The organism is Alkalicoccobacillus porphyridii, assembly GCF_007293315.1.
GTDB lineage: Bacteria > Bacillota > Bacilli > Bacillales > Bacillaceae_D > Alkalicoccobacillus > Alkalicoccobacillus porphyridii.
This window is the reverse complement of the sequence record NZ_VLXZ01000001.1, coordinates 453,531-476,072: the sequence shown is the minus strand read 5'-3', so window position 1 is coordinate 476,072 and position 22,542 is coordinate 453,531. Positions and strand designations below refer to the sequence as shown.

The following is a 22,542-nucleotide window of genomic DNA, read 5'->3' as shown; positions in this document are numbered from 1 at the left end:
TTGAAAAGGAATTTTAGATAATTCTTCGACTTTTTTAGCGAATAAAATAGAAAAATGTAAACAGAACGTAAAGATAAGGTTAAAAATGGCATAGTTTAAGGGTAGAAAATATGATAGCATGAAATGTGGTATGTTTTACGGAACCCAGTAATGAAATCAATTATTAAGCAAGGGGAATATAGATTATGCAAAAGAAAAATTATTTATTTAGCATCGTCATGCCTATATATAACGTAGAAGAATATCTAAAAGAAGCTATAGATAGCATAATCTCCCAAACAATTGGGTTTGAAGATAATGTTCAATTAATTCTCATTAATGATGGGAGCCCTGACAATAGCGAAGAGATTTGTTTGGAGTATGCAGATGAATATCCCGAAAACGTGGTCTATATTAAAAAAGAGAACGAGGGTGTAAGTGTAGCTAGAAACAGAGGGATGGATCTTGCTACTGGGGAATATATAAATTTCCTAGATCCTGATGATACATTAGATTTAGATGTTCTTGAAAAAGTAAAACTTTTCTTTGATGAATACAAGAATGAAGTGGATTTAATAGCGATTCCCATTGTCTTTTTTGAAGGGAAAACTGGAAATCACATGTTGAATTATAAATTCTCGCACACTCGAGTTATCGATGTAGAGATAGAGCCACATCTTATACAAATGTCTGGTGCATCTACTTTCTTTAAAAGAGAGGATGGGCTTGGAGAATTAAGGCTAAACCCAGGCCAGAAATTTGGGGAAGATGCTTCTTTAATGACAGATATCGTCATGAAGAAAAAAAGATATGGTGTTATTCACGATGCAAACTATAATTATCGTTTTAGAATAACTGGAACATCGGCACTTCAATCCAGTAAAGAATCTTATGATAACTACTTTCCTATATTTGAGCAATTCTTTATGCCTAAACTAAGGCACTATGCTGAAGTGTATGGAGAGGTACCTAAATATGTTCAGCACGTTATCATGTATGATCTTCAATGGAGAATAAGGCTAAAAGAAGTACCTGAAGTTATTAAAGATAAAATGAATGAATACTATGATGCTGTTTTAGCAGTGTTACATTTTATTGATAAAGATGTCATTATGAAACAAAATTTTCTGAACTGGTATCAAAAGCATGCCCTATGCACAATGAAAGACACAAACAAATGGTTTGTATTTGGAGACAGCTATTATAAAACAAAAAAACGAATGTTAATTAAAGGTAAACAGAGAGTTGATGATCTAGTTGTCATTGATAAACAAGGATCAATAAAAGATAAACTAGATGGCAGATCTGCAGAAATAGACTTATTTGAAGTGACGGATGGGAAATTATTAATTTTAGGTCGAGTAGGTTCTCTACTTCCTCAAGACACAATGAAAGTATATATTGAGGATTCCAAGGGTGGAATGTATCAATCAGAAAGGTTTAGTTTTCCGAATGAAGATCGCTACATGACAGGCTCGGTGATTTATAAATTTTATGGCTTTAAATTTGAACTCCCAATTACTGATATTCAAGAAACAAGTACACTTAAGGTTTATCTAGAAGTTGAGAATGTTATTCATCAAGTTTCACTGAAATTTTCACCTTCAACTAGATTATCAAACAAAATAACAAACTCGTATATAGTCTATAACAACAGCTGTATGATTGGGTATAATCATAAAAAGAATAGGTTTGATATCGGAAAATACAGTTTGAGCAATATGTTAAAAAAAGAAAGAAAATATCGTGCGGAGATGGGTCGAAAAAAAGTAAAAAACTTTAAAAAAATCTCACGTATGAGAATCGCCGTTCGAATCTTAAAGATGTTTAAGAAAACGCCAATCAACCTTTTTATGGACCGAATTGATAAAGCCGATGATAGCGCAGAAGTGTTAATGACTTATTTTGAACAAAATAAGAACACTGATAAACAAAAAAACTACTTTGTTTTAGATAAGGACTCAGCAGATTACAGCAGGTTAAAAGATAAATTTAAAGTAATTAGTTACAAAAGTAATATTCACAAATTGCTCTTTTTGCTTGCTGACAATTTAATCTCAACTCACTGTGATCGTTTTATCTATCAACCATACACCGGTACAGATAATTACTTTAAAGATTTAAAAGAATATAAGTTTGTATTTTTACAACATGGCATTACCAAAGATGACATGTCCCATTGGTTAAAAAAATATGACAAGAATTTTTCTTTATTTATCACTTCTTCAAAATTAGAATATGATTCGATTATTAATGGGAATTATGGATACACAAGCAATGAAATTAAATTAACTGGTTTACCAAGATTTGATCGGTTAATTGACACATCAAAAAATGATGAAAAAATTGTTTTAGTTATGCCTACATGGAGACAGAACATTGTAGAAGAGTTTTCTCATAGTATTAATGGTCGTCCATATAGCGACAAATTCAAGCACTCTGATTATTTTATCAGGTGGAATAATTTCTTTAATGATGAAAATCTTCATACGTATTTAAAAGAACAGGGATATAAGATGATCTTTGTCCCTCACCCGTCCATCAGACAACAACTCGATGACTTTCAACTAGATAAGGTTGAAGTGGCTCCTTATGAAGAAAGTTACTCTTCACTTATGAAAAAAGGTAGCATTCTTGTGACGGATTTCTCATCTGTATATTTTGATTTTGCATATATGAAAAAGCCTGTTTTCTACTATCACTTTGACCAAGGAAATTGGGATAATGAAAATGGATATTTTTCTTATGGAGAAATGGGCTTTGGCGAGATAACGGGTAGCCACAATACTCTTGTTACAGATATTATTAATACTTTGGAACAAGGGGCGAACATGGAAGAAAAATATCTTGACCGTGTGACTTCTTTTTACGAATACACGGATCAAAATAATAGTAAGCGTGCATACGAGGAAATAATGGGATTGTCAAATGACAATAATTAGATCATATTTCTACTATTGTTGTCGTGGTTAGAAGTAGGCTAAAGGTCTGCTTCTTTCTGCATTTGAAATGATATAAAAAAGGGATGGACTGACATGGAACAACAAAGATTTTTATTTTCCGTTGTAATGCCTGTATATAACGTAGAAGATTATCTTGAAGAGGCGATTAATAGTTTAATAAATCAGACAATAGGGTTTGAAGAGCATGTTCAACTAATACTAGTGAATGATGAAAGTCCAGATAATAGCGAAGCGATTTGTGAACGATATTCAAAACAATATCCGCAAAATATAATCTATACTAAACAAAAAAACCAAGGTGTTAGTGTGGCACGTAATACAGGAATTGAGCTAGCTACAGGAACGTATATAAACTTTCTTGATTCTGATGATTATTTTGATGAGGATACCCTAGAAAAAGTATGGGGTTTCTTAAATGAACATGGGGAAGACATTGATGTAGTGGCCATTCCGTTAATTTATTTTGAAGGCAAACAGGGTCCGCACATGCTCCATTATAAGTTTAAAGAATCAAGGATTATTGATGTTACATTAGAGCCGGATAAGTTTGTAATGCAATCTGGATCGACATTTATTCATCGTACAGAGGGTCTTGGAGATTTAAGATTCACTCCAGGCCAAAAATTTGGAGAAGATGCCTCTCTCTTAATAGATATTGTTATGAAAAAAAAGCGTTACGGTGTTTTAAATACTACTAAATATAATTATAGAGCGAGAGTAGCAGGTACATCTGCCTTGCAATCAAGTAAAGAGTCTTATGATTATTATTTGCCTTTCTTTGGTAAGTACTTGCTTACTAAATTAGAAAAATACAATCAATTATATGGGTATGTTCCTAAATATGTTCAAAATGTCATAATGTATGATTTGCAGTGGCGGCTAAGATCTAAAGAAACTCCCGAGGTTCTTAAGCCAGATCTTGATGAATTCTATTCTAAAATAATTGACATTCTGCAGTACATTGATGAAGATGTCATCGTGGGTCAGAGGTATTTAAATTGGTACCAGAAACATGCAGTTTGTACAATGAAGCAGACCAAAGGAAAGTTTGATGTAAGAAAAGGATTTTACAGTACTAAGGTACTAAACAATTCAGAGGGCTTTAAAGATTTAATGGTCATTGATCATAATGATCAGGTTGTCGATTCTCTCACTCAGAGACATTTAAATATCGACTTGTGTGAAATTGAAGAGGGTAATTTGAAGGTCGTTGGAAGAGTTGGCTCCCTACTTCCACAGGAAAATATGAAAGTCTTTATAACGGATTCTAACAATGAAATATATCTACCACAAGAATTCCCATTTCCATTAGAGAATCGTTTTTTGGTAGGAGAGGTTATTTATACATTCAAAGGTTTTGAATTCGAGATACCATTTGAAAAGATAAAAAACAATACAAGTATACAAGTTATATTAGAAGTTGAAGGTATACAATCGCGTGCAGACTTAAAATTCTCCCCTTCAGCTAGGTTATCGCATCAATTAACAAATTCTTATATCGTCGCTAATAACCAGTACATGATTGGATTTAATCATACAAACAAACAGTTTGAAATCCTTCCGTATACGTATCAAAATATGATGAAGCGAGAACTAGCCATAAAAAAAGAAATGAAGAAAAACAAGATTAAGAACTACAACAAAATATCTAGAACAAGAATTTTGATTAGAACCATCAAGCGTAACAAAAAACACTCGATTCATTTATATATGGATCGAATTGATAAAGCAGACGATAGCGCTGAAGTTCTTATGAGGTACGTCAACGGACTTAAAGAAACGAATGTTAAGAATTATTTTATTCTTGATAAACAATCTCCGGACTTTACTCGGCTTCAAAAAGAATTTAATCCTATAGGCTATAAAACGGCTAAGCATAAATTTTTATTCTTGTTAGCAGATAAATTGATCTCTACTCACTGTGATCGATTTATCTATCAGCCTTTTACCGGGACAGAAAATTATTTTAAAGACCTAAAAGAATATAAGTTTGTCTTTTTACAGCATGGAATTATTAAAGATGATATGTCTAATTGGCTTAAGCGCTATGATAAAAACTTTAAACTGTTTGTTACGTCTGCCAAATTAGAGTATGACTCGATTGTAGGCGGAAACTATTCTTTCACTGACAAACAAGTTAAATTAACGGGATTACCAAGGTTTGATCGATTAACTGATACATCTTCAAGTGTAAAGAAGAAAATTTTAGTTATGCCTACTTGGAGACAACATCTTATCAATGAATTCTCCAACAAAATTAACGCGAGACCTTACAGTGAAACATTTAAAGAATCGGACTACTTCAAGAGGTGGAATCAATTTCTCAACGATCCAACAGTTATTAGTTATGCGAGGGCAAACGGTTATGAGCTTGTTTTTGTACCACACCCGTCCATCAGACAGCAGCTAGTGGACTTCAATTTAGAGAATGTTACTTTAGCTCCTTATGAAGAGAGTTATTCATCGATCTTAACAAAAGGGAACCTGCTTATTACTGACTATTCATCTGTCTATTTTGATTTTGCCTATATGAAAAAACCTATGCTGTATTATCATTTTGATACAGGTAACTGGGATAATGAGTCGGGTTATTTTTCATATGATGAAATGGGATTTGGCGATATCGTTACAAGTCATGAAGCTCTGGTATCAAGTGTGATACATCTATTAGAAAATGATTGTTTAATGTCACAAAAGTACCAAGAAAGAGTCGAAAATTTCTACCCATATACCGATCAGAATAACAGTGAGAGGGTTCACAAGGAAATCATGAAGCTTTAACTATGGCGTTGCGTGGCTAAAAAGGAGAAAAATGCATTGGTAAAACTCAGTGTGCTAATTGTAACTAAAAATGAAGAGAATTATATTGCTAGGCTGTTGGAGGATTTACTGAATCAAACCATAGAGAAGCAGTTGTATGAGATCATTGTTGTTGATGGAATGTCCACTGACACCACAGTAAAAAAGGTGAAACTTTATTTGGAAAGTCATTCTCAAACGGTTAAATTGCTGACAAATCCTAAGCAAACGTTACCTCCAGGATGGAATATTGGAATTAAAGAGGCTCGCGGTGATTACATCATGCGTGTGGATGGCCATACTTCTATTCCAAAGGATTTCCTGGAGAAATACTTAGAGCTTCTTGAAAAGCATCCAGAGGTAGATTGTGTTGGAGGTATCATTGAGTCAAAAGGTTCGGGTTTTCAAGGAACAATTAATCAATATGTCTTCTCCCATCAATTTGGTGTTGGAAATTCTAAATTTCGTACGACAACTGGAATATGGGAAGGTTTTGTTGATACTGTTCCTTATGGAGCGTATAAACGTAAGGTGTTTGATGAAGTTGGCTACTTTACAGAAGGCCTTAAGCGAAATGAGGACATTGAATTTCATAAACGAATGAAAGACAAGGGAATGCAATTTTATATGTCTACCTCCATAAAATCGACTTATTATGTTCGTCCCACTCTAAAGGGAGTTATTAAAAAATCATTAGGTGACGGAACATGGAACATTATTGCTGATCAATCTGTTAAGGGAAGCTTACGGAATAGACATAAAGCTCCTCTGATAGCTTTTTTAATGGGTTTACTAGTATTATTGGGTTCTTTTTTCTTTTCCCCATTTAGGTGGGTACTCGGGGTTGTAATCTTTCTTTATTTTACCGCTGCAACGATAGCGAGTGTCGGGTTAGTTAAACAGCAAGGAGTTAAGTATTTAATTCCTACTGTTTGTACGTTTTTCTGTTTACATTTCTTTCGAGGTTTAGGTAATTTTTTGGCATTTTTCAAGAAAGAATTTTGGCGATTTAGATGGAATAGACGAAAACGGTAAGTGACAAATTGAACAAATAATGATATAACTTTCATGTGTTAAGTTCAAAGTGGTAAGGTTGAGATCTGATGAAGGAAATTCTACAATATAAAGAGCTTTTATATTTTCTTGTGCATAAAGAGTTGCGAGTTCGTTACAGAAACACCTTCTTTGGTTATTTCTGGACTTTGCTTGAACCTCTTGGTTTAATGTTAATTTTTACATTAGTTTTTAGTATTATTGCTAGAGTGACAATTGACAACTATACGTTGTTTCTTGTTACAGGGTTAATCCCTTTTATGTATACACAGCATGCTGTCTCTAGAGGCGCAAAGAGCTTAACGTCAAATAGCTCTCTTATTAAGAAAGTGTATTTTCCTAGAGAACTATTTCCTATTACAATAACGTTCTCTAGCTTGGTTAACCTATTGATATCGTTAATCCTAGTAGCTGCTTATTCATTATATGTAAATGGCTCTATCCCTTTAATGGGACTGGCTGTATTACCTTTAGTTATTTTACTTCAAACCATGCTGCTTTTAGGAATTGTGTTTTTCTTTTCCTGTATTAATGTGTACTTTAGGGACATTGAATTCATTGTTGGGCTTTTAATGAGGGGCTGGATGTATATGTCAGCTGTTATGTACCCATTAATTCAAGTGAAAGAGCAACTGGGCGAATCATATTTTATGATCTTTCAGATTAACCCGATGGTCACAATATTAAGTATCTATCGTTGGATTTTCCACGGTGGGGAATTACTCCCTACATTTGGAATGATCGCTTATACTGTCGTATTCTCTATCGTTATCTTCTTTGTTGGTTGGAGATTCTTTAGAGTTATGAGTCGAAAAATCGGGGAAGTGATGTAGGATGAGTAACGCAATAGAAGTTAAAAATGTTCAAAAGGCATTCCGAAAACCAACAGAAAAAACGCTAAAAGGTCAGATGATCTCTTTATTTAAGAAAGAAAAGACAGTTGATAAATTCCAAGCACTTAACGATGTCTCTTTCACCGTTAAAAAGGGTGAGGGCTACGCCATCATTGGAAAAAATGGCGCCGGGAAAAGTACATTGTTTAAAGTGATCTCGGGTGTTATCGTCCCTGATTCTGGTTCAATTCAATTAAATGGGTCGCTCATGCCTCTAATCGAATTAAGTGCAGGTTTGAGTGGGGATTTGTCCGGACTTGAAAATATCCGTCTGAATTGTGCTATTTATGGGCTCAAGAAAAAGCAAATTGAAGAATTATTACCTGTTATCATTGATTTCGCAGAATTAGGTGAATTCATTAACACTCCAGTCAAATTCTATTCCTCAGGTATGAAAGCGCGACTTGGATTTTCGATTGCTGTACACATCGAAACGGATATTGTTTTGATTGATGAAGTACTAGCTGTTGGAGATAAAGATTTCCGAGAGAAGTGTAATAAAAAGATGCTCGAGATGAAGGCTGAGGGTCGGACAATTGTTATTGTTTCCCATAGTATGGGACCATTAAAGAAGCTGTGTGACCGAGCGATTGTACTAAAACGAGGCACAGTTGAAGCTGAGGGCGATATTCAAGAAATGATTGATTTATACGAATCAAAGTAATCATCAAGAACTGTGAAGTTTTAGTGTAAAATGTAAAAATAAAGAGGCTTTTTTTAAAGAGTGTGTTAAAATAACCCTTAGACTATGAATCTAGGGGTTATTTACATGCCAAATATCTTTCCTAATAAATTTGCCAGAGGTTTCATCATTGCAGTGGACCTCTTTATTATAATTGTGGCGTATGTACTTGCTTTCACTGTGCGTTATGAACAGATTGCTCCGCGAAACATCGAAGCGTTTATGTCCGTTATCCCTTGGATACTCCTTATAAGTGTCCTTTTTATCTGTATATATGAAGTGGACCGTCTTGTACAATATGACGTATGGGATATCGTGCGGAAGTTAGCTGTTTCCTTGACTTTTATTATGCTACTAACTATGACTGCTTCGTTTTTATTTAGAGAATTTGGCCTTCCTCGTTTAGTTATTATATTGGCGCACATATTTGCCTTTACAATGCTGCTCATTTGGAAGGTGCTTTACACGAAGTACAATCAGCTTTCTAGAAAAGGAAAGCTAATGTTTATTGGTGACGAGTCAGAGTTTGATGAGATTGAAGATAATCTTTCTAAATTTCTATCTCATAATGGGAACGTTAAGTACTTTGACAAGAAGTCGAATGTTCAACAATTAAAAGCACAGTTATTAAACTATAATTTTATTTTTCTAAGCAATTCCCTTGAAGAGGATAAAAAGAATCGTTTGATCTTTCATGCAATGAAAAATAACAAGTTAGTATATGTGGTACCAACGGTTAATGATCTACTTGTTATGAATACAGCCGTTACTACACTTGATGATACGATGGTTATGCAGGTTAAACCGTTTACGTTGCCACTTGCTCAATTGGCTATGAAAAGATTAACTGATATTGTATTCTCTTTAGCCATTTTGATCTTTACACTACCCGTGTTTCTAATTACAGCTCTTTCTATTAAACTAGAAGATGGAGGCTCTATTTTCTTTAAGCAAGAGCGAATTGGAAAAGATCATAAACAGTTTCATATATTAAAGTTTCGCTCCATGGTAGAAAACGCGGAAGCTAAAACGGGGCCAACACTTGCTCAATCTGGAGATCGTCGCATTACGAAGATAGGTAAATTCATTCGTAAGACAAGGATAGATGAACTACCTCAATTAATTAATGTGTTGATTGGTGATATGTCACTTGTAGGACCAAGACCTGAGCGCGACTTTTTTGCGGATCAGTTTCAAAAGGATAATAAATGGTTTAACTACCGTAACACAGTGAAGCCTGGAATTACAGGCTATGCACAAGTAATGGGTAAGTACACAACCAATGTTGATAAGAAACTAAAGTTTGACTTGCATTACATTCGTAATTATTCACTCTGGCTTGATTATATTATTCTACTACGCACAGTGCTAGTGGTTATTAATAAAGCCAAGTCTGAGGGTGAAGTGAAACCCGCTAAGAAAATCAGGATGTTTTCTAAGAAGCAAGAAGACTATAGATAGGCCTATAACCTCTTGTTCATACAATGCCTTGTTCACAGGCTTTGGGTGAGAGAGGTTTCTTTTGAATTAAGGAAAAGAAGGTGAAGCATAATGAAGGCATTGCTGAAACAGTTAAAGCAGCATCCTTTTTCAAGACAGGTCTCAAGATGGGTCTTTTTAGCAGCAGCACAACTACCCGTTCAACATAAACTGATTATGTTTGAAAGCTTTTCAGGAAAGCAATACAGCTGTAATCCTAGAGCGATTTATGAATACCTCAATCAACATAGTGAGGGTTATGAATTAATTTGGAGTATTAATAAAGGTCAGGAGTCGTTTTTTAAGAATGCTGGGATTCCCTATATTAGAAGGTTATCACTACAGTGGTTCATTAAGATGGCACGTGCCAAGTATTGGGTAACAAATAGCCGTATGCCTTCCTGGGTACCAAAACCGAAGCACAATATCTATATCCAGACCTGGCATGGCACACCTCTTAAAAGGCTTGTTGCCGATATGGAAGAAGTTCATATGCCTGGGACTGATAGGAAAAGCTATATTGAAGGGTTTCATCAAGAAGCGAAGCATTGGGATTATTTGCTCTCGCCAAATCAATACTCTAGTGAGATTTTTAAACGTGCTTTTGATTATAGTGGAGAAATTATTGAAAAGGGTTACCCTAGAAATGATGATTTAATCAATTTAAATCATGAGGAAGAAATTTCTAAACTAAAGGAGCAATACGGGCTACCTAAGTCAAAAAAAGTCATTCTGTATGCACCTACTTGGCGAGATAATGACTTCTATGAACCAGGAAGATATAAATTTAAGCTTCAGCTTGATCTTTCGATGCTTCAAAAGGAGCTTGGGTCTCAATATGTAGTTATTCTTCGTATGCATTCTTTTATTTCAGAGTCATTAGATATTAGTGAGTTTGAAGGCTTTGTCTTTGATTATTCTAAAGGCGTAGACATAACAAACTTATATTTAGTATCGGATGTACTAATTACCGATTATTCTTCTGTTTTCTTTGATTATGCTATCCTTAGAAGACCGATGTTATTTTTTACGTATGACATTGAACTATACCGTGGGAAAATCAGAGGGTTCTATTTCGACTTAGAGAAGGAAGCCCCAGGTCCCTTAGTAATGAATACTCAGCAAATTATAGATGAAATTCAAAAGTTTAATGATGATTCAAATCCGGAACAAGAGCAAAAGATGGCATCATTTATAGATCGTTTCTGTTACCTTGAAAAAGGCGAATCTGCGAAAAAGACGGTAGAAGCAGTATTTGGTGGCAAAGAATAAAACAAAAGTGAGGAGATTGTCACTGTGGCTTCTGAGAAGTTATCTACATTCTTTTTTGATTCAAAACAAATAATAGAGCTAAGGCGTAAGGTTCAACCTTATAGTGCTAAAGAAGATCTTTGGTCGTGGTATGTCTTAAGAAGAATGTCTATATATTTTACTTTGTTATTTAATAAAATGAATTTCACTCCGAATATGGTGAGCTGGTTAAGTTTATTTTTTGTTTTATTATCTGGTTTATTAGTTATGTTTGCAACGCCACTTGGCTTCTTATTTGCCTTTATATCATATAATATTGGGTATTTGTTTGACTGTGTGGATGGAGAATTGGCTAGATTAACTAAAAGAACCTCAAAGCTCGGTTTTTTTATAGATATGCTTATTCGGGCAGCAACCTTACCTGTTTTTCTTTCATTTGTAGTAACGTTCTTATTAATGACAGATGCTTTAGTTTTGAGTAACTTAGCCATTATTATATTATATTTAGTTATGGTTAGTGTGATAATGTCACTATTACTGCCATTATCCTTTGATTTAACGCATCAACAAGCAAATGAACAGCAAGATCCAGTCCAAAAAATTAGAAATAAATCAATTGTATATGAGTTTGCAGGATTTATTTTAGGTTTACCTGGGTTCTTTTTAACACTGGTTATATTAACGTTACTGGAGTTATTAATAACGATTGAAATCACTCCATTTTATTTATTACTCTTTGTTTTCATTCTTGTTCTTAAAGTAATCTTGAGGTTTATAGTAACGGTTAAAACCTTTAAATAAAGAAGCAAATGCTTGCTATGTTCTAGAAAATAGGTGAAGTTATGAGTTCTTTTTTCTGTGATGATGTGAAATGGGATGGACAATATATAACCTTAAAATGGTCCTTACAAAATGAAGTGGATTGTTCAACTATTCAACTTCTACTGAAAGAAAGAAAAACACAAAAAACAATAAATGTGGAAGTTGATTTCACTCAAACAGATTCTAATTTAGTAACAAGTATTAAAGCCAATTCACTTAACCACTTAACTGCGGGTATTTGGGACTTTTATTTGAAAAAAGGGCGTAATAGAAAAGTGTCCAGAATTTCTCTTAATGCTAAAGCGGTTTCAAATGAACAGACCAGATATTACATTCCTTTTTACAAAGTAGGAAAAAACCTTAACTGCACATTATATCTAACAGAGGATTATGGGGTTTCATTGAGGTACGCTTCAGAAGATATACTTGAGTCTAAAGCCTATAATGTTGTCACATACCAATATGTAATTGAAGGCATTAAAGATAATTATCAAGAGCTTAGGCTGCAAGTTACATTGTCTAAACAATGGCATTCAAAAACCATACTTATTATTAAAAATGAATATGGTGAACGCTATGAGATGCCAGCTATCTTTCAGAATCAAGATTTGGTCATCGAGAAAGAAGGTTATTCTTTCTTACAAGGCAAGTGTTCTTTTTATTTACAAAGGAAAGAAGGGCGTATTTTAGAACAAGTGCACCTTTTTATAGATGAAAAATCGTCAAGACTATGGGAAGGCTACGCTTTAAAAACGACTAGGTATGAGCACATATCTATAAGTGAAACAGCCTCCTTTAAACTACAAGTAAAGGAATCAAACCGACCTGATCATATAATTAGTGGTGAATTAATTGCAGAAGACTTGACCATGACTCAACAATGTATGAGCTTCCACGTATCTTTAGATGAAATGGGCGCAGTTGAGGACTGGACTTTCTTTTTGAAGAGAAAATCTAGTGAAGAGAAACTTTATCTTAGGAATACATTTATTTTAGAAGCCAATATAGCGGTTATTTCTATTGAAATGGAGCAAACGAACTTTATTGTATCCAAAGGAACTACCTGGATTCTCCATGCGGAGAAGCGGCATATTAACTATATTGAAGAAAGAAAAGTTGGGTTATACCAAGCTAGCTTACCGACTAGATCTGACAGATATATCGGTTTTTATGAACTTACAGATGAGATAGGTGCAGTGCCGATTATACAGAAAACAAGAGTATATGCTGTTAGCTTTATGACTAGACAACAATACTTTAAGCTGAAAGCACCTGCCGATGTATCTATTCATTCATTAAAAATGAAAAAAGGAATTATGACTTTAACAGTTAGTATTGCATTAGTAGATAGCAATGCTATAACTTTTAATGGCTTAAGACTTATTGAAAGAAATGAACATAAACGTATTATTGAACTGCAGACAAATAAAAAAGTAACAACTAAAAATGGTAGAATAAAAGTAACGAGTGTGGTTGATTTAAATCAACTTGATCTAGATCCTTTTTACTGGGACTTTTATGCTTCCATTTCGATGGATCATCTTGGAGATAGAGATATACGAATCTATAGCGATCATTACGGGGTTATCAAAAAGCTTAGACATTTCATGTTCAAATATACATTAGTAGATGAACAAGGATATATGACTTATCCTTACCTTACAGTGAATGGTGGATTAAGTATTACGCATCGTAAAAAAGGGGAGTATGAAGAAAGAAAGAATAAGTGGACGGAGTATGCAGCTTATTTTTATTACCACTTTTTTTATCAATTCTTTTCACGGAAGCCCGTTTGGTTGGTGCATGAGAAATTCTCTGAAACGGCACAGGATAATAGCTTTTATTTCTTTCGATACTGTTATATGAACCATCCGCAAAGAAAAGTGTACTATGTAATTAAAAAGGGCGCTCTGGATGAAAAGAATGTAAATGAATATAAGGATCGTGTTGTATATTTTATGTCTTTTAAGCACCTAGTCCTGCTTCTTTCCTCCAAAATGATTATCTCATCTGAAGCAAAAGGTCATGGTTACGCGTGGCGTGTTTCACAAGGCGTCATTAAAAAATTCGTTACTGAAAAGAAATATATTTTTCTACAACATGGGGTACTTGGCCTAAAGAAAGTAGATAGTACGTTTGATTACAATACTCAGAATTCAGCGGAACTCTTTGTTGCTTCATCCGATTATGAGAAAAGCATCATTACTAAATATTTCGGTTATAGCAATAACCATGTAATCGTTACCGGTTTGCCAAGATGGGACGTTTTAGAAGATAAAACAAACCTATTGGAAGTAGGAAAGAAAAGAGAAATACTCTTAATGCCTACGTGGAGAAATTGGTTGGAAGAAGTAGAAGAAACTGATTTTGTTAAGTCTGATTATTTTCACGCGTACAACTCACTGTTACAATCGGAAAAATTGCATCAGGTGCTTTCAGAGCATAATCTCTTATTGAATTTCTACGTGCACCCAAAATTTATGCCATATGTTAAAACGTTTACAAAATCAAGTGAGCATGTACGAGTTTTTCAATTTGGAGAAGAGAAAGTAAATGAGTTAATAATGAAAGCAAACCTACTTATCACGGATTATTCCAGTGTGAGCTGGGAGATGTATTACCTAAGGAAACCCGTTATATTTTTTCAGTTTGATCTAGATCAGTATACAGATTTTCAAGGTAGCTATATGGATTTAAATAAAGAACTTTTTGGTGAAGCGGTTTTTAATCCAGAGGACTTAATAGCTTCTATTGATAGTACAGCAAAAAATGGTTTCATTGAAAAGCCAGAGTTTGCTCAGAAAAGAAATGAATATTTCAAATTTGTTGATCGCGATAATAGTAAACGAATATTTAAAGAAATTATGCATAAAGAAAAAGATATAGATAAACAAAAAAGCTTTTTGGATGTGTTTAGGCATTCTGATATGGTCAAGGTACTGTGGAGAAGGTATAGAAAACTAAAAATGGTTCAGAGATTTGGTCGGAAATTCTTAAATAGGCATAAACAATAGGACTGGCTTTGAGAGGAAAGGAGGGATTGCATTGAGAAAAGTAATCACATACGGTACCTTCGATTTACTTCATAGAGGACATATTAATTTACTAAGAAGAGCGAAAGAATGCGGAGATTATTTAGTTGTGGCAATATCGACAGATCAGTTTAATGCGATAAAAAATAAGAAAGCATACTATAACTTTGAGAGTAGAAAATTGATTCTTGAAGCTATCCGATATGTAGATGAGGTCATAGCTGAAGAAACATGGGATCAAAAGATTCAAGACGTTCAAAATAACGATATTGACGTATTTGTAATGGGAGATGACTGGAAAGGTGAGTTTGATTTCCTCAAAGAGCATTGTGAAGTAATTTATTTACCACGAACAACGGGTATTTCTACTTCGAAAATAAAAAAAGAACTTTATATGAATGATAGTAGTTAATTAAAGGGTAGTCCGCATGGAGAGAATGCGGACTTTTTTTATGGGAAATAAGACAATTTAATCAGAAAACTTATAAAGGATAATTAGTAATATTCATTTAGTGTGACTAAGATATCTGTTATAATTTGAACAATTAATTTGTATATTGTTCCACAGCAAATGGAGGAAATGAAATAATTTTGATATTAATTTATGTTACAATAAGAGGTGTTGTAATTTTCTGAATCAAGGAGGGGGATTCTTGAAAAAAGTACTTACCTATGGAACTTATGATTTACTTCATTGGGGACATATCAACTTATTAAAAAGAGCTAAAGATCTAGGGGACTATGTTGTTGTAGCTATTTCAACTGATGAATTTAATGCGATAAAAAATAAAAAGGCTTATCATAGTTTCGAAAATAGAAAGATGATTTTAGAAGCTATCCGGTATGTAGATGAAGTAATACCAGAAGAAAATTGGGATCAAAAAATAAACGATGTAAAAAAACATAATATAGATTTGTTTGTGATGGGAGATGACTGGAAAGGTAAGTTTGACTTCTTAAAACCTTATTGTGAGGTTGTCTACTTACCAAGAACAGTAGGAATTTCAACATCACAGATTAAAGATGAAATATATCTAGCTGATAAGAATTAAACTTTATGCCTACGTTATAAAACGTGGGCATTATTGGTATGGGAGTGAATACAAAATTATGAATATAAAGAAGAAGTTACATGTATTAAAGAGGCGTACTAAATTTATTGTGAGTCCTATCGTTGAGTATATCTTAAAAGACAGATCAAAAATACGGTCTATTTACACGAAATACACTGAGAGGCTACCTATAAATGATAAAACAATAATGTATGAAGCTTATCATGGAAAAAATATGACTGGAAATATATATGCCATATTTTTAGAGGCGATCAATGATAATAGGTTAAAAGGATTTAAACATGTCTGGGTAATCAATGACAAGAATAATCCTCATTATGATGAAATTTCTTCAATGGGAAATGTTGAGTTTGTATCCGTTGATGATAAAAATTATTTGAAATATCTTGCTACAGCAAAATATTTACTGAATGATACCTCTTTTCCTTATTACTTCTATAAAAGAGAGGGACAATACTATGTTAATACTTGGCATGGCACACCTTTAAAAACATTAGGTATAGATATTAATAATAGAAGTATGTCTGGACATATGAATATCCAGAGAAACCTTTTGCATGTAGATTTATTAGTCAGCCCTAATGAGTTTACTTACAAAAAGCTATTAAAATCTCACGACGTTTATGAGCTCTTTCCAGGAAAGGTTGCTGATTTTGGGTATCCAAGAGTTGATTTAACATTAAATACTGATAAAGCTATAGTGCTACAAGATTTAAATATTGATTTACAAAAAAAGGTGGTCTTATACGCTCCTACTTGGAGAGGGGAAGTCGGTAAAGAATATGATACAAGCCTAAGCCTGCTTGAAGATGTCAAAGCTATTCAAACATCCTTGGGTGATAACCATGTAGTTTTATTAAAAGCTCATTATTTTACGACTAACTTCTTTAAAGAGCAAGGTTTAGACCATTTATGTGTTCCAGACTCTTACGATACTAATAAACTACTAGCAGCAGTTGATATGCTAATTACAGATTACTCTAGTATATTTTTTGACTATTTACCTACTAAGAAACCAATTTATTTTTACATGGAGGATCTTAATTCTTATCAAAATTCCAGAGGTCTGTATTTCGAAATTGATTCATTACCTGGACCAGTTAGCTTTAATAGAGAAGAATTAATTCATTCATTAAAGAATAATAATTCAAAATATATTGATAACTATGAGAAGTTTTTGGATAGGTTTTGTTATAACGATAAGGGAACTCAAGCTAAAAAACTAGTAGAAACTATATTCCATGGGAAACATTTAGAAGAACTAATAAAAACCGAAACAGAAAAAGAAAGAATGTTATTTTATTGTGGTGGTTTTTATAACAATGGAATTACTGTATCTGCCATTAACCTTATGGATAATATTGATTACTCTAAATATGAGGTAGCGATTATTGATAACTCAAATAATCATAGGGACAAATTTCCAAACATAAAAAGATTAAATCCAAATGTTCATATACTATTTAGACCTGGTGTTTTTAATCGAACGATCAAAGAAACTTATTGGCATGAGCTTGTTATGCGAAGAGGAGTGAACTCCCAATTCATGAAAGACAAGTTACCTGTCCGCGCTTATAAAAGGGAGCTTAGGCGGTTAATAGGAGATGCAACATTTAATTATGGAATTGATTTTGGTGGCTATAACAAATTTTGGTCTTTGCTATTCGCGTTTGGTGATTTTAATAGAAATAGTATTTATCTTCACAATGATATGATGGAAGAGTACAAGAAAAAGGTTAATGGAAAATTTAAACACAAACATAATTTAAAAGTTATTTTTTCCCTTTATGATTTCTATGACAAAATTGTTTCAGTTGCAAAATCCACAAATGAGACGAATAAAATCTCTTTAAAAACTTATATTAAAAGCGAAGATAAAATGGTTTATGTTAATAACGTGATTAATGCAAAAAAAATTCTTGAAATTAAAGACAATAAAAACTTTATTAATTATGCTGGTAAAACATTTTTAATTACAGATGATTCTCAATTAAATGAGAAAAATATTCTTAATTTGTATGGAGTTAATGTACCCTCTGACGAATACATAAATTTTATTAGTATTGGCCGATTTTCTCCTGAAAAAGGTCAAGAAAAGCTATTAAATGCATTCTCAGACGTTATATCAGTTTACCCTAAGAGTAGATTATATTTAGTAGGTGATGGACCATTAAAAGAATTATTGAAATCAAGGATTGAACAGTTAAACTTAACTGATCATGTTATTCTTACAGGGCAGCTTAGTAATCCGTACGGCTTACTAAGTCTCTGTGATTGCTTCGTATTATCTTCTGAATATGAAGGACAAGGATTGGTTTTAATGGAGGCAATGGTATTAGACAAGCCTGTTATTGGAACTAATGTAACTGGGGTAAGGAGTGTATTAGAAGGTGGGTATGGGCATTTAGTTGGTAACAGCGTTGAAGAACTTTCAATAGGGATGTTATCTTTTGTGAAGAACGGACTGAATAGGAAGAAATTTGATTATGATAAATATAACAAAGAGGCGCTAGAGATGTTTTACAAACATATTTGCGCCAGAAATTAAATCTAGTATTCATATGCTTAAAGAGGTGAAATAAGGTGAAAAACGTATATATGCTAATAAATGATTTAGATGTAGGAAGAGGAGGGATTACAAGGGTAATTCTCGATAGAGCCTCGTATTTTTTAGAATATGGGTTATCAAGTAATCTTGTTTCGCTAACATTTAAAAAGAATCTACCATCTATATATAAAAGCTTAATCGAAAATGGTAGGTTATCAAAGCATGTGAATACGATAAATATGTTTGATTATTACAGAGATTTAAATACATTGACCTCTAAGATCACGACTACTTCTGACTTAGATCTTGAAGAACCTAACTCTAAAATTCACGATGAAGAGTACGAGAATCATCATCATGCAAGATATTTTACTGAGGATGGAGAGTATTTCAAATATAAGAAATGGGACAAGTCAGGGATACTCCAATATATTAGCTACTTTACGCATGATAAAAAAGAATATAGAAGAGAAGAATTCCACCCTTCAGGCTATAAAATGAGGTCAAAATTGTTTACACTTGATGAGAAAAAAATTAAATTTGAGACTTATTTCACCCTAGATGGTTTTGCTTATCTCACCTTTGATTATGATTTGACCACTGGATATCCAGGTCTGATTTTTTTGTTTAATAGAAAAAATAACAAGGCTAAATTTTTTAATGGTAACGCACTAAATCAATTTCAAAAATTCTTTTTAGAAGAGATCATGTCATTTGGCTTGCAAAAACCTGTGATAATCAATGATTCTATTGAATTAACTAATATGTTTGTAAGTCTTGATAATAAAAAAGTAACAAAGATTTCGACAACTCATAGTAATCATTTAACTGCTCCTTACACCTATGGCGCTGAAGTTAAAGGGAATTTCAAGAATCTATTTAGTCATTATAAGAAATTGGATGCTATTGTTTTATTAACGGATAGTCAATATTATGATGTGAAGAAAGATTTTGCGGATATAGACAACCTCTATGTCGTGCCAAATGCACTATCTAAAATAGATGCTCCGCACATAAAGAAAAGTGCAAATTTAATTAATGTAATAGGTCGTTTTGATTATCAAAAAAACCTAATTGATCTGTTGAAAGCATTTAAAATAGTTTTAGAAAAACATCCAAATTGTAAACTAAGACTATTTGGAAAAGGTCCTGAAGAAGAGAGTTTAAATAATTTTATAATTCAAGAAAAGATGAAAGGCAATGTCGAATTATATGGGTATACAAATGAAGTTAACTTAAGATTAAAGGAATCGCTATTTACTGTGATGACTTCAATTTTTGAAGGTTCTCCAATGGTTTTAAGAGAATCAATGAGTTTATCTACACCAGTAGTGAGTTATAATTTAAATTATGGACCAAGAGACATTATTGAAAATAATGTTGACGGTTATATTGTAAATGCAGGGGATGTTAATGAGCTAGCAGAGAAGATGAATTATTGGTTGGAAAACCCTGATACTGCAATACGAATGGGCACGAAGGCTGCTGAAAATGTATACAACAAATTTTCTGAGAAAAAGATATTCAACGAGTGGATCAAACTAATAGATAACTTAAGTAGCGTTTCTAGAGGACCTGAATGACTTTGGGATGACTGGAAAGGTGAGTTTGATTTCCTCAAAGAGCATTGTGAAGTAATTTATTTACCACGAACATCGGGTATTTCTACTCCGAAAATAAAAAAAGAACTTTATATGACCGATAATGGATAATACATGTTAGCCCTGCGTATAAATAAGCGCGGGCTTTTTTTAATATCTATTAGGGTGGTGTCGTTTAATGAATGTCACTTTAAAAAAGATTAGTGTGATTATCACGGTCTATAATAAGGTAGAGCAAGTAAGTCGATGTATCCATTCGGTGTTAGATCAAACGTATCCAAACATTGAACTAATTATTATCGATGATGGATCTACTGATGCTAGCAATACGATCATTAATGAAGCAAAGCAATATGCTCAGGAAATAAAATCTATACGCTTTGAAACGCAGCAAGGATTGGCTAAGGCTAGGAATAAGGGGTTACAACTGGCTAATGGAGAGTTTGTTTTTTATTTGGATGCAGATGATTACCTTCTTCCTCAAGCTTTATCGTTACTTGCTGTCACGAGTGATATCAATTCATTGTCGATGATCGCCTTACGAGTTCAAAGCGAGAGAAATATGAGGACTACTGAGTATCAAAGTATTAGAACGGTAAATTGGGAAGGAGATAAACGGTTAAAAATATGTTCTAGACGTTCAGCTTCAAGTATTTTGTACAAGCGTTGTTTTTTAATAGAGAATGAGCTTTCCTTTAATGAAAGTTTTCATTATTATACAGATTTTGATTTTATCATTAGAGCAGCAAATCAAACAAATACCATATTATATGTGGACGCTCCTTTGTACATTCGGGGTGAGTGCCTAGACCCTGTAAATAAACCTTCACTCAGTATAATTCCCGTGACTGATTATATAGATGAGTATTTACTCTTTCTCTCTAAAAGAAAAGAGTATAGTAAAAAGCTAGTGCAGGGAGTGACCCCTTTAGAAGAAGTAGAAATTCTAATTGAAAGAGCTTTTTTGAGAGTATACTTTAATGAAATTTCTAAATGGATGTTAAATCATACAACCTCTTTTGAAAAACTTTTTGATGAATTGAGAAAAGTCTTGATGAACTGTCATGATAAGGTTCTAAAAAACAGTGGTAGGATTGGTAGACTTCAAATTAAAGCACACGTCCAAGGGAAGCCGCAGAAGACAATGAAGTTGGCTAAACTTAGATATTCTCTTTCAAGCTGGAGAAAGGCACTTACCAGTAGATCGGCTTTATATCAACAGTTGGCTAATCATGTTTTTTCAAAGCTTCCACTTAAAGAGAAGCAAGTTGTATTTGAAGCGTTTGGAGGGCGATCTTATGCTTGTAACCCCCGCTCTATTTATGAAGAGCTTCAACAGCTCGATCCATCATACACATGTATTTGGGTGTTTAATGATCCGTCATCTAAGCATATGAATGATAAGACAACAAAAGTAAAACGGTTTAGCTTGCGATACTACTATTACATGGCCACATCAAAGTACTGGATTGTAAATTCAAGAATTCCGAAATACGTGCTCAAACGTGAAGGTACGATTTATGTACAAACATGGCATGGCACACCATTAAAGCGGTTAGCCTCTGATATGAAAGAAGTTTATATGCCAGGAACCACTACGACAACCTATAAATTAAACTTCTATCACGAGGCCGGGAGATGGGATTACCTCCTATCCCCTAATGCTTATTCTAGCGAAATTTTTAAACGAGCCTTTCATTATAAAAAGAACCTTCTCGAGGTTGGCTATCCACGAAATGATCTATTTTTTGATGAAGAAAAAAGATTACCTTCCTCCATTCAACAACTAAAAAGATCACTAGAATTACCTCCTTTAAAAAAAGTCATTCTGTATGCACCTACGTGGAGAGATGATGAATATCATCGTAAAGGGGAGTACAGATTTGATTTACAATTGGATCTTCATGAAATGAAGCGATCATTGGGTGAAAGCTATATTGTCCTACTACGCATGCATTATTTGATTGCCGATAAGCTTTCGTTTGAAGGTCTCGAGGATTTTGCTTTTAATTTGTCTGATCATGAAGATATTGCTGAACTTTATCTACTCTCAGACTTATTGGTTACAGATTATTCTTCCGTTTTTTTTGATTATGCCATTTTAAACAAACCCATTCTTTTTTATACTTATGACCTGGACAAGTACCAGCATGAATTAAGAGGATTTTATTTTGATCTAAGAAAAGAAGCTCCAGGACCTTTGCTTAAAACAACGGAAGAGATTATACATTCGATCAAAGATTTAAATAAAATTACTAGTGAATATCAAGAGCGTAGAGATCAATTTCGTCAACGATTTTGTCATTTAGATGATGGTCAATCCTCTCATAAGATCTTAAAAGAGATATTTAAATAATGTTTTGGAAA

14 protein-coding genes and 1 pseudogene are annotated in these 22,542 nt (G+C 33.4%); all 15 read left to right on the top strand.

Features of this window, described 5'->3' with window-relative positions; all coding sequences use genetic code 11:
- Positions 1-185: 185 nt before the first annotated feature.
- The 15 genes and pseudogenes from FN960_RS02200 to FN960_RS02130 all read left to right on the top strand — a co-directional run bounded on the left by FN960_RS02200 (position 186) and on the right by FN960_RS02130 (position 22,531).
- Entirely contained in the window at positions 186-2,921 is a 2,736-nt protein-coding gene (locus FN960_RS02200; RefSeq protein WP_143846732.1) for a CDP-glycerol glycerophosphotransferase family protein, read from the top strand.
- A 93-nt stretch (positions 2,922-3,014) separates the two neighbouring features.
- Complete coding sequence (locus FN960_RS02195; protein ID WP_143846731.1) at positions 3,015-5,723, top strand: CDP-glycerol:glycerophosphate glycerophosphotransferase; 2,709 nt, start codon at positions 3,015-3,017, stop codon at positions 5,721-5,723.
- Positions 5,724-5,759: 36 nt separating this feature from the next.
- Positions 5,760-6,776, top strand: coding sequence for a glycosyltransferase family 2 protein (locus FN960_RS02190; protein WP_260681894.1), 1,017 nt, complete (start codon positions 5,760-5,762; stop codon positions 6,774-6,776).
- 68 nt (positions 6,777-6,844) lie between these two features.
- The gene (locus tag FN960_RS02185; RefSeq protein WP_143846729.1) at positions 6,845-7,627 is read left to right on the top strand and encodes an ABC transporter permease; all 783 of its coding nucleotides are present in this window, start codon (positions 6,845-6,847) and stop codon (positions 7,625-7,627) included.
- Between the two features lies 1 nt (position 7,628).
- Positions 7,629-8,351, top strand: coding sequence for an ABC transporter ATP-binding protein (locus FN960_RS02180; RefSeq protein WP_143846728.1), 723 nt, complete (start codon positions 7,629-7,631; stop codon positions 8,349-8,351).
- A gap of 105 nt (positions 8,352-8,456) precedes the next feature.
- The gene (locus tag FN960_RS02175; RefSeq protein WP_221936783.1) at positions 8,457-9,830 is read left to right on the top strand and encodes a sugar transferase; all 1,374 of its coding nucleotides are present in this window, start codon (positions 8,457-8,459) and stop codon (positions 9,828-9,830) included.
- 90 nt (positions 9,831-9,920) lie between these two features.
- Positions 9,921-11,120, top strand: a complete 1,200-nt coding sequence (locus tag FN960_RS02170; RefSeq protein WP_143846727.1) for a CDP-glycerol glycerophosphotransferase family protein — start codon at positions 9,921-9,923, stop codon at positions 11,118-11,120.
- A gap of 24 nt (positions 11,121-11,144) precedes the next feature.
- Entirely contained in the window at positions 11,145-11,900 is a 756-nt protein-coding gene (locus FN960_RS02165) for a CDP-alcohol phosphatidyltransferase family protein (protein WP_143846726.1), read from the top strand.
- Positions 11,901-11,941: 41 nt separating this feature from the next.
- Positions 11,942-14,935, top strand: a complete 2,994-nt coding sequence (locus tag FN960_RS02160) for a CDP-glycerol glycerophosphotransferase family protein (RefSeq protein ID WP_143846725.1) — start codon at positions 11,942-11,944, stop codon at positions 14,933-14,935.
- A gap of 31 nt (positions 14,936-14,966) precedes the next feature.
- Positions 14,967-15,365: a glycerol-3-phosphate cytidylyltransferase gene (gene tagD / locus FN960_RS02155; protein ID WP_143846724.1), complete on the top strand. Its 399-nt coding sequence runs from the start codon at positions 14,967-14,969 to the stop codon at positions 15,363-15,365.
- 241 nt (positions 15,366-15,606) lie between these two features.
- Positions 15,607-16,005, top strand: a complete 399-nt coding sequence (gene tagD, locus FN960_RS02150) for a glycerol-3-phosphate cytidylyltransferase (RefSeq protein ID WP_143846723.1) — start codon at positions 15,607-15,609, stop codon at positions 16,003-16,005.
- 58 nt (positions 16,006-16,063) lie between these two features.
- Positions 16,064-18,574, top strand: coding sequence for a glycosyltransferase (locus tag FN960_RS02145; RefSeq protein WP_143846722.1), 2,511 nt, complete (start codon positions 16,064-16,066; stop codon positions 18,572-18,574).
- 35 nt (positions 18,575-18,609) lie between these two features.
- On the top strand, positions 18,610-20,157 hold the full coding sequence (locus tag FN960_RS02140) for a glycosyltransferase (RefSeq protein WP_143846721.1): 1,548 nt from the start codon (positions 18,610-18,612) through the stop codon (positions 20,155-20,157).
- A gap of 6 nt (positions 20,158-20,163) precedes the next feature.
- Positions 20,164-20,286: pseudogene (locus FN960_RS23130) on the top strand (glycerol-3-phosphate cytidylyltransferase); the annotation flags it as partial.
- Positions 20,287-20,353: 67 nt separating this feature from the next.
- Positions 20,354-22,531, top strand: coding sequence for a CDP-glycerol:glycerophosphate glycerophosphotransferase (locus FN960_RS02130; protein WP_143846720.1), 2,178 nt, complete (start codon positions 20,354-20,356; stop codon positions 22,529-22,531).
- The last annotated feature ends 11 nt before the right edge of the window (positions 22,532-22,542 follow it).

Bases quoted from the DNA above. Each gene is read 5' to 3' on its own strand.
- FN960_RS02200 (WP_143846732.1), top strand. From the start codon at position 186: ATGCAAAAGAAAAATTATTTATTTAGCATCGTCATGCCTATATATAAC.
- FN960_RS02170 (WP_143846727.1), top strand. From the start codon at position 9,921: ATGAAGGCATTGCTGAAACAGTTAAAGCAGCATCCTTTTTCAAGACAG.
- FN960_RS02160 (WP_143846725.1), top strand. From the start codon at position 11,942: ATGAGTTCTTTTTTCTGTGATGATGTGAAATGGGATGGACAATATATA.
- FN960_RS02175 (WP_221936783.1), top strand. From the start codon at position 8,457: ATGCCAAATATCTTTCCTAATAAATTTGCCAGAGGTTTCATCATTGCA.
- FN960_RS02195 (WP_143846731.1), top strand. From the start codon at position 3,015: ATGGAACAACAAAGATTTTTATTTTCCGTTGTAATGCCTGTATATAAC.
- FN960_RS02185 (WP_143846729.1), top strand. From the start codon at position 6,845: ATGAAGGAAATTCTACAATATAAAGAGCTTTTATATTTTCTTGTGCAT.
- FN960_RS02130 (WP_143846720.1), top strand. From the start codon at position 20,354: ATGAATGTCACTTTAAAAAAGATTAGTGTGATTATCACGGTCTATAAT.
- FN960_RS02180 (WP_143846728.1), top strand. From the start codon at position 7,629: ATGAGTAACGCAATAGAAGTTAAAAATGTTCAAAAGGCATTCCGAAAA.
- FN960_RS02145 (WP_143846722.1), top strand. From the start codon at position 16,064: ATGAATATAAAGAAGAAGTTACATGTATTAAAGAGGCGTACTAAATTT.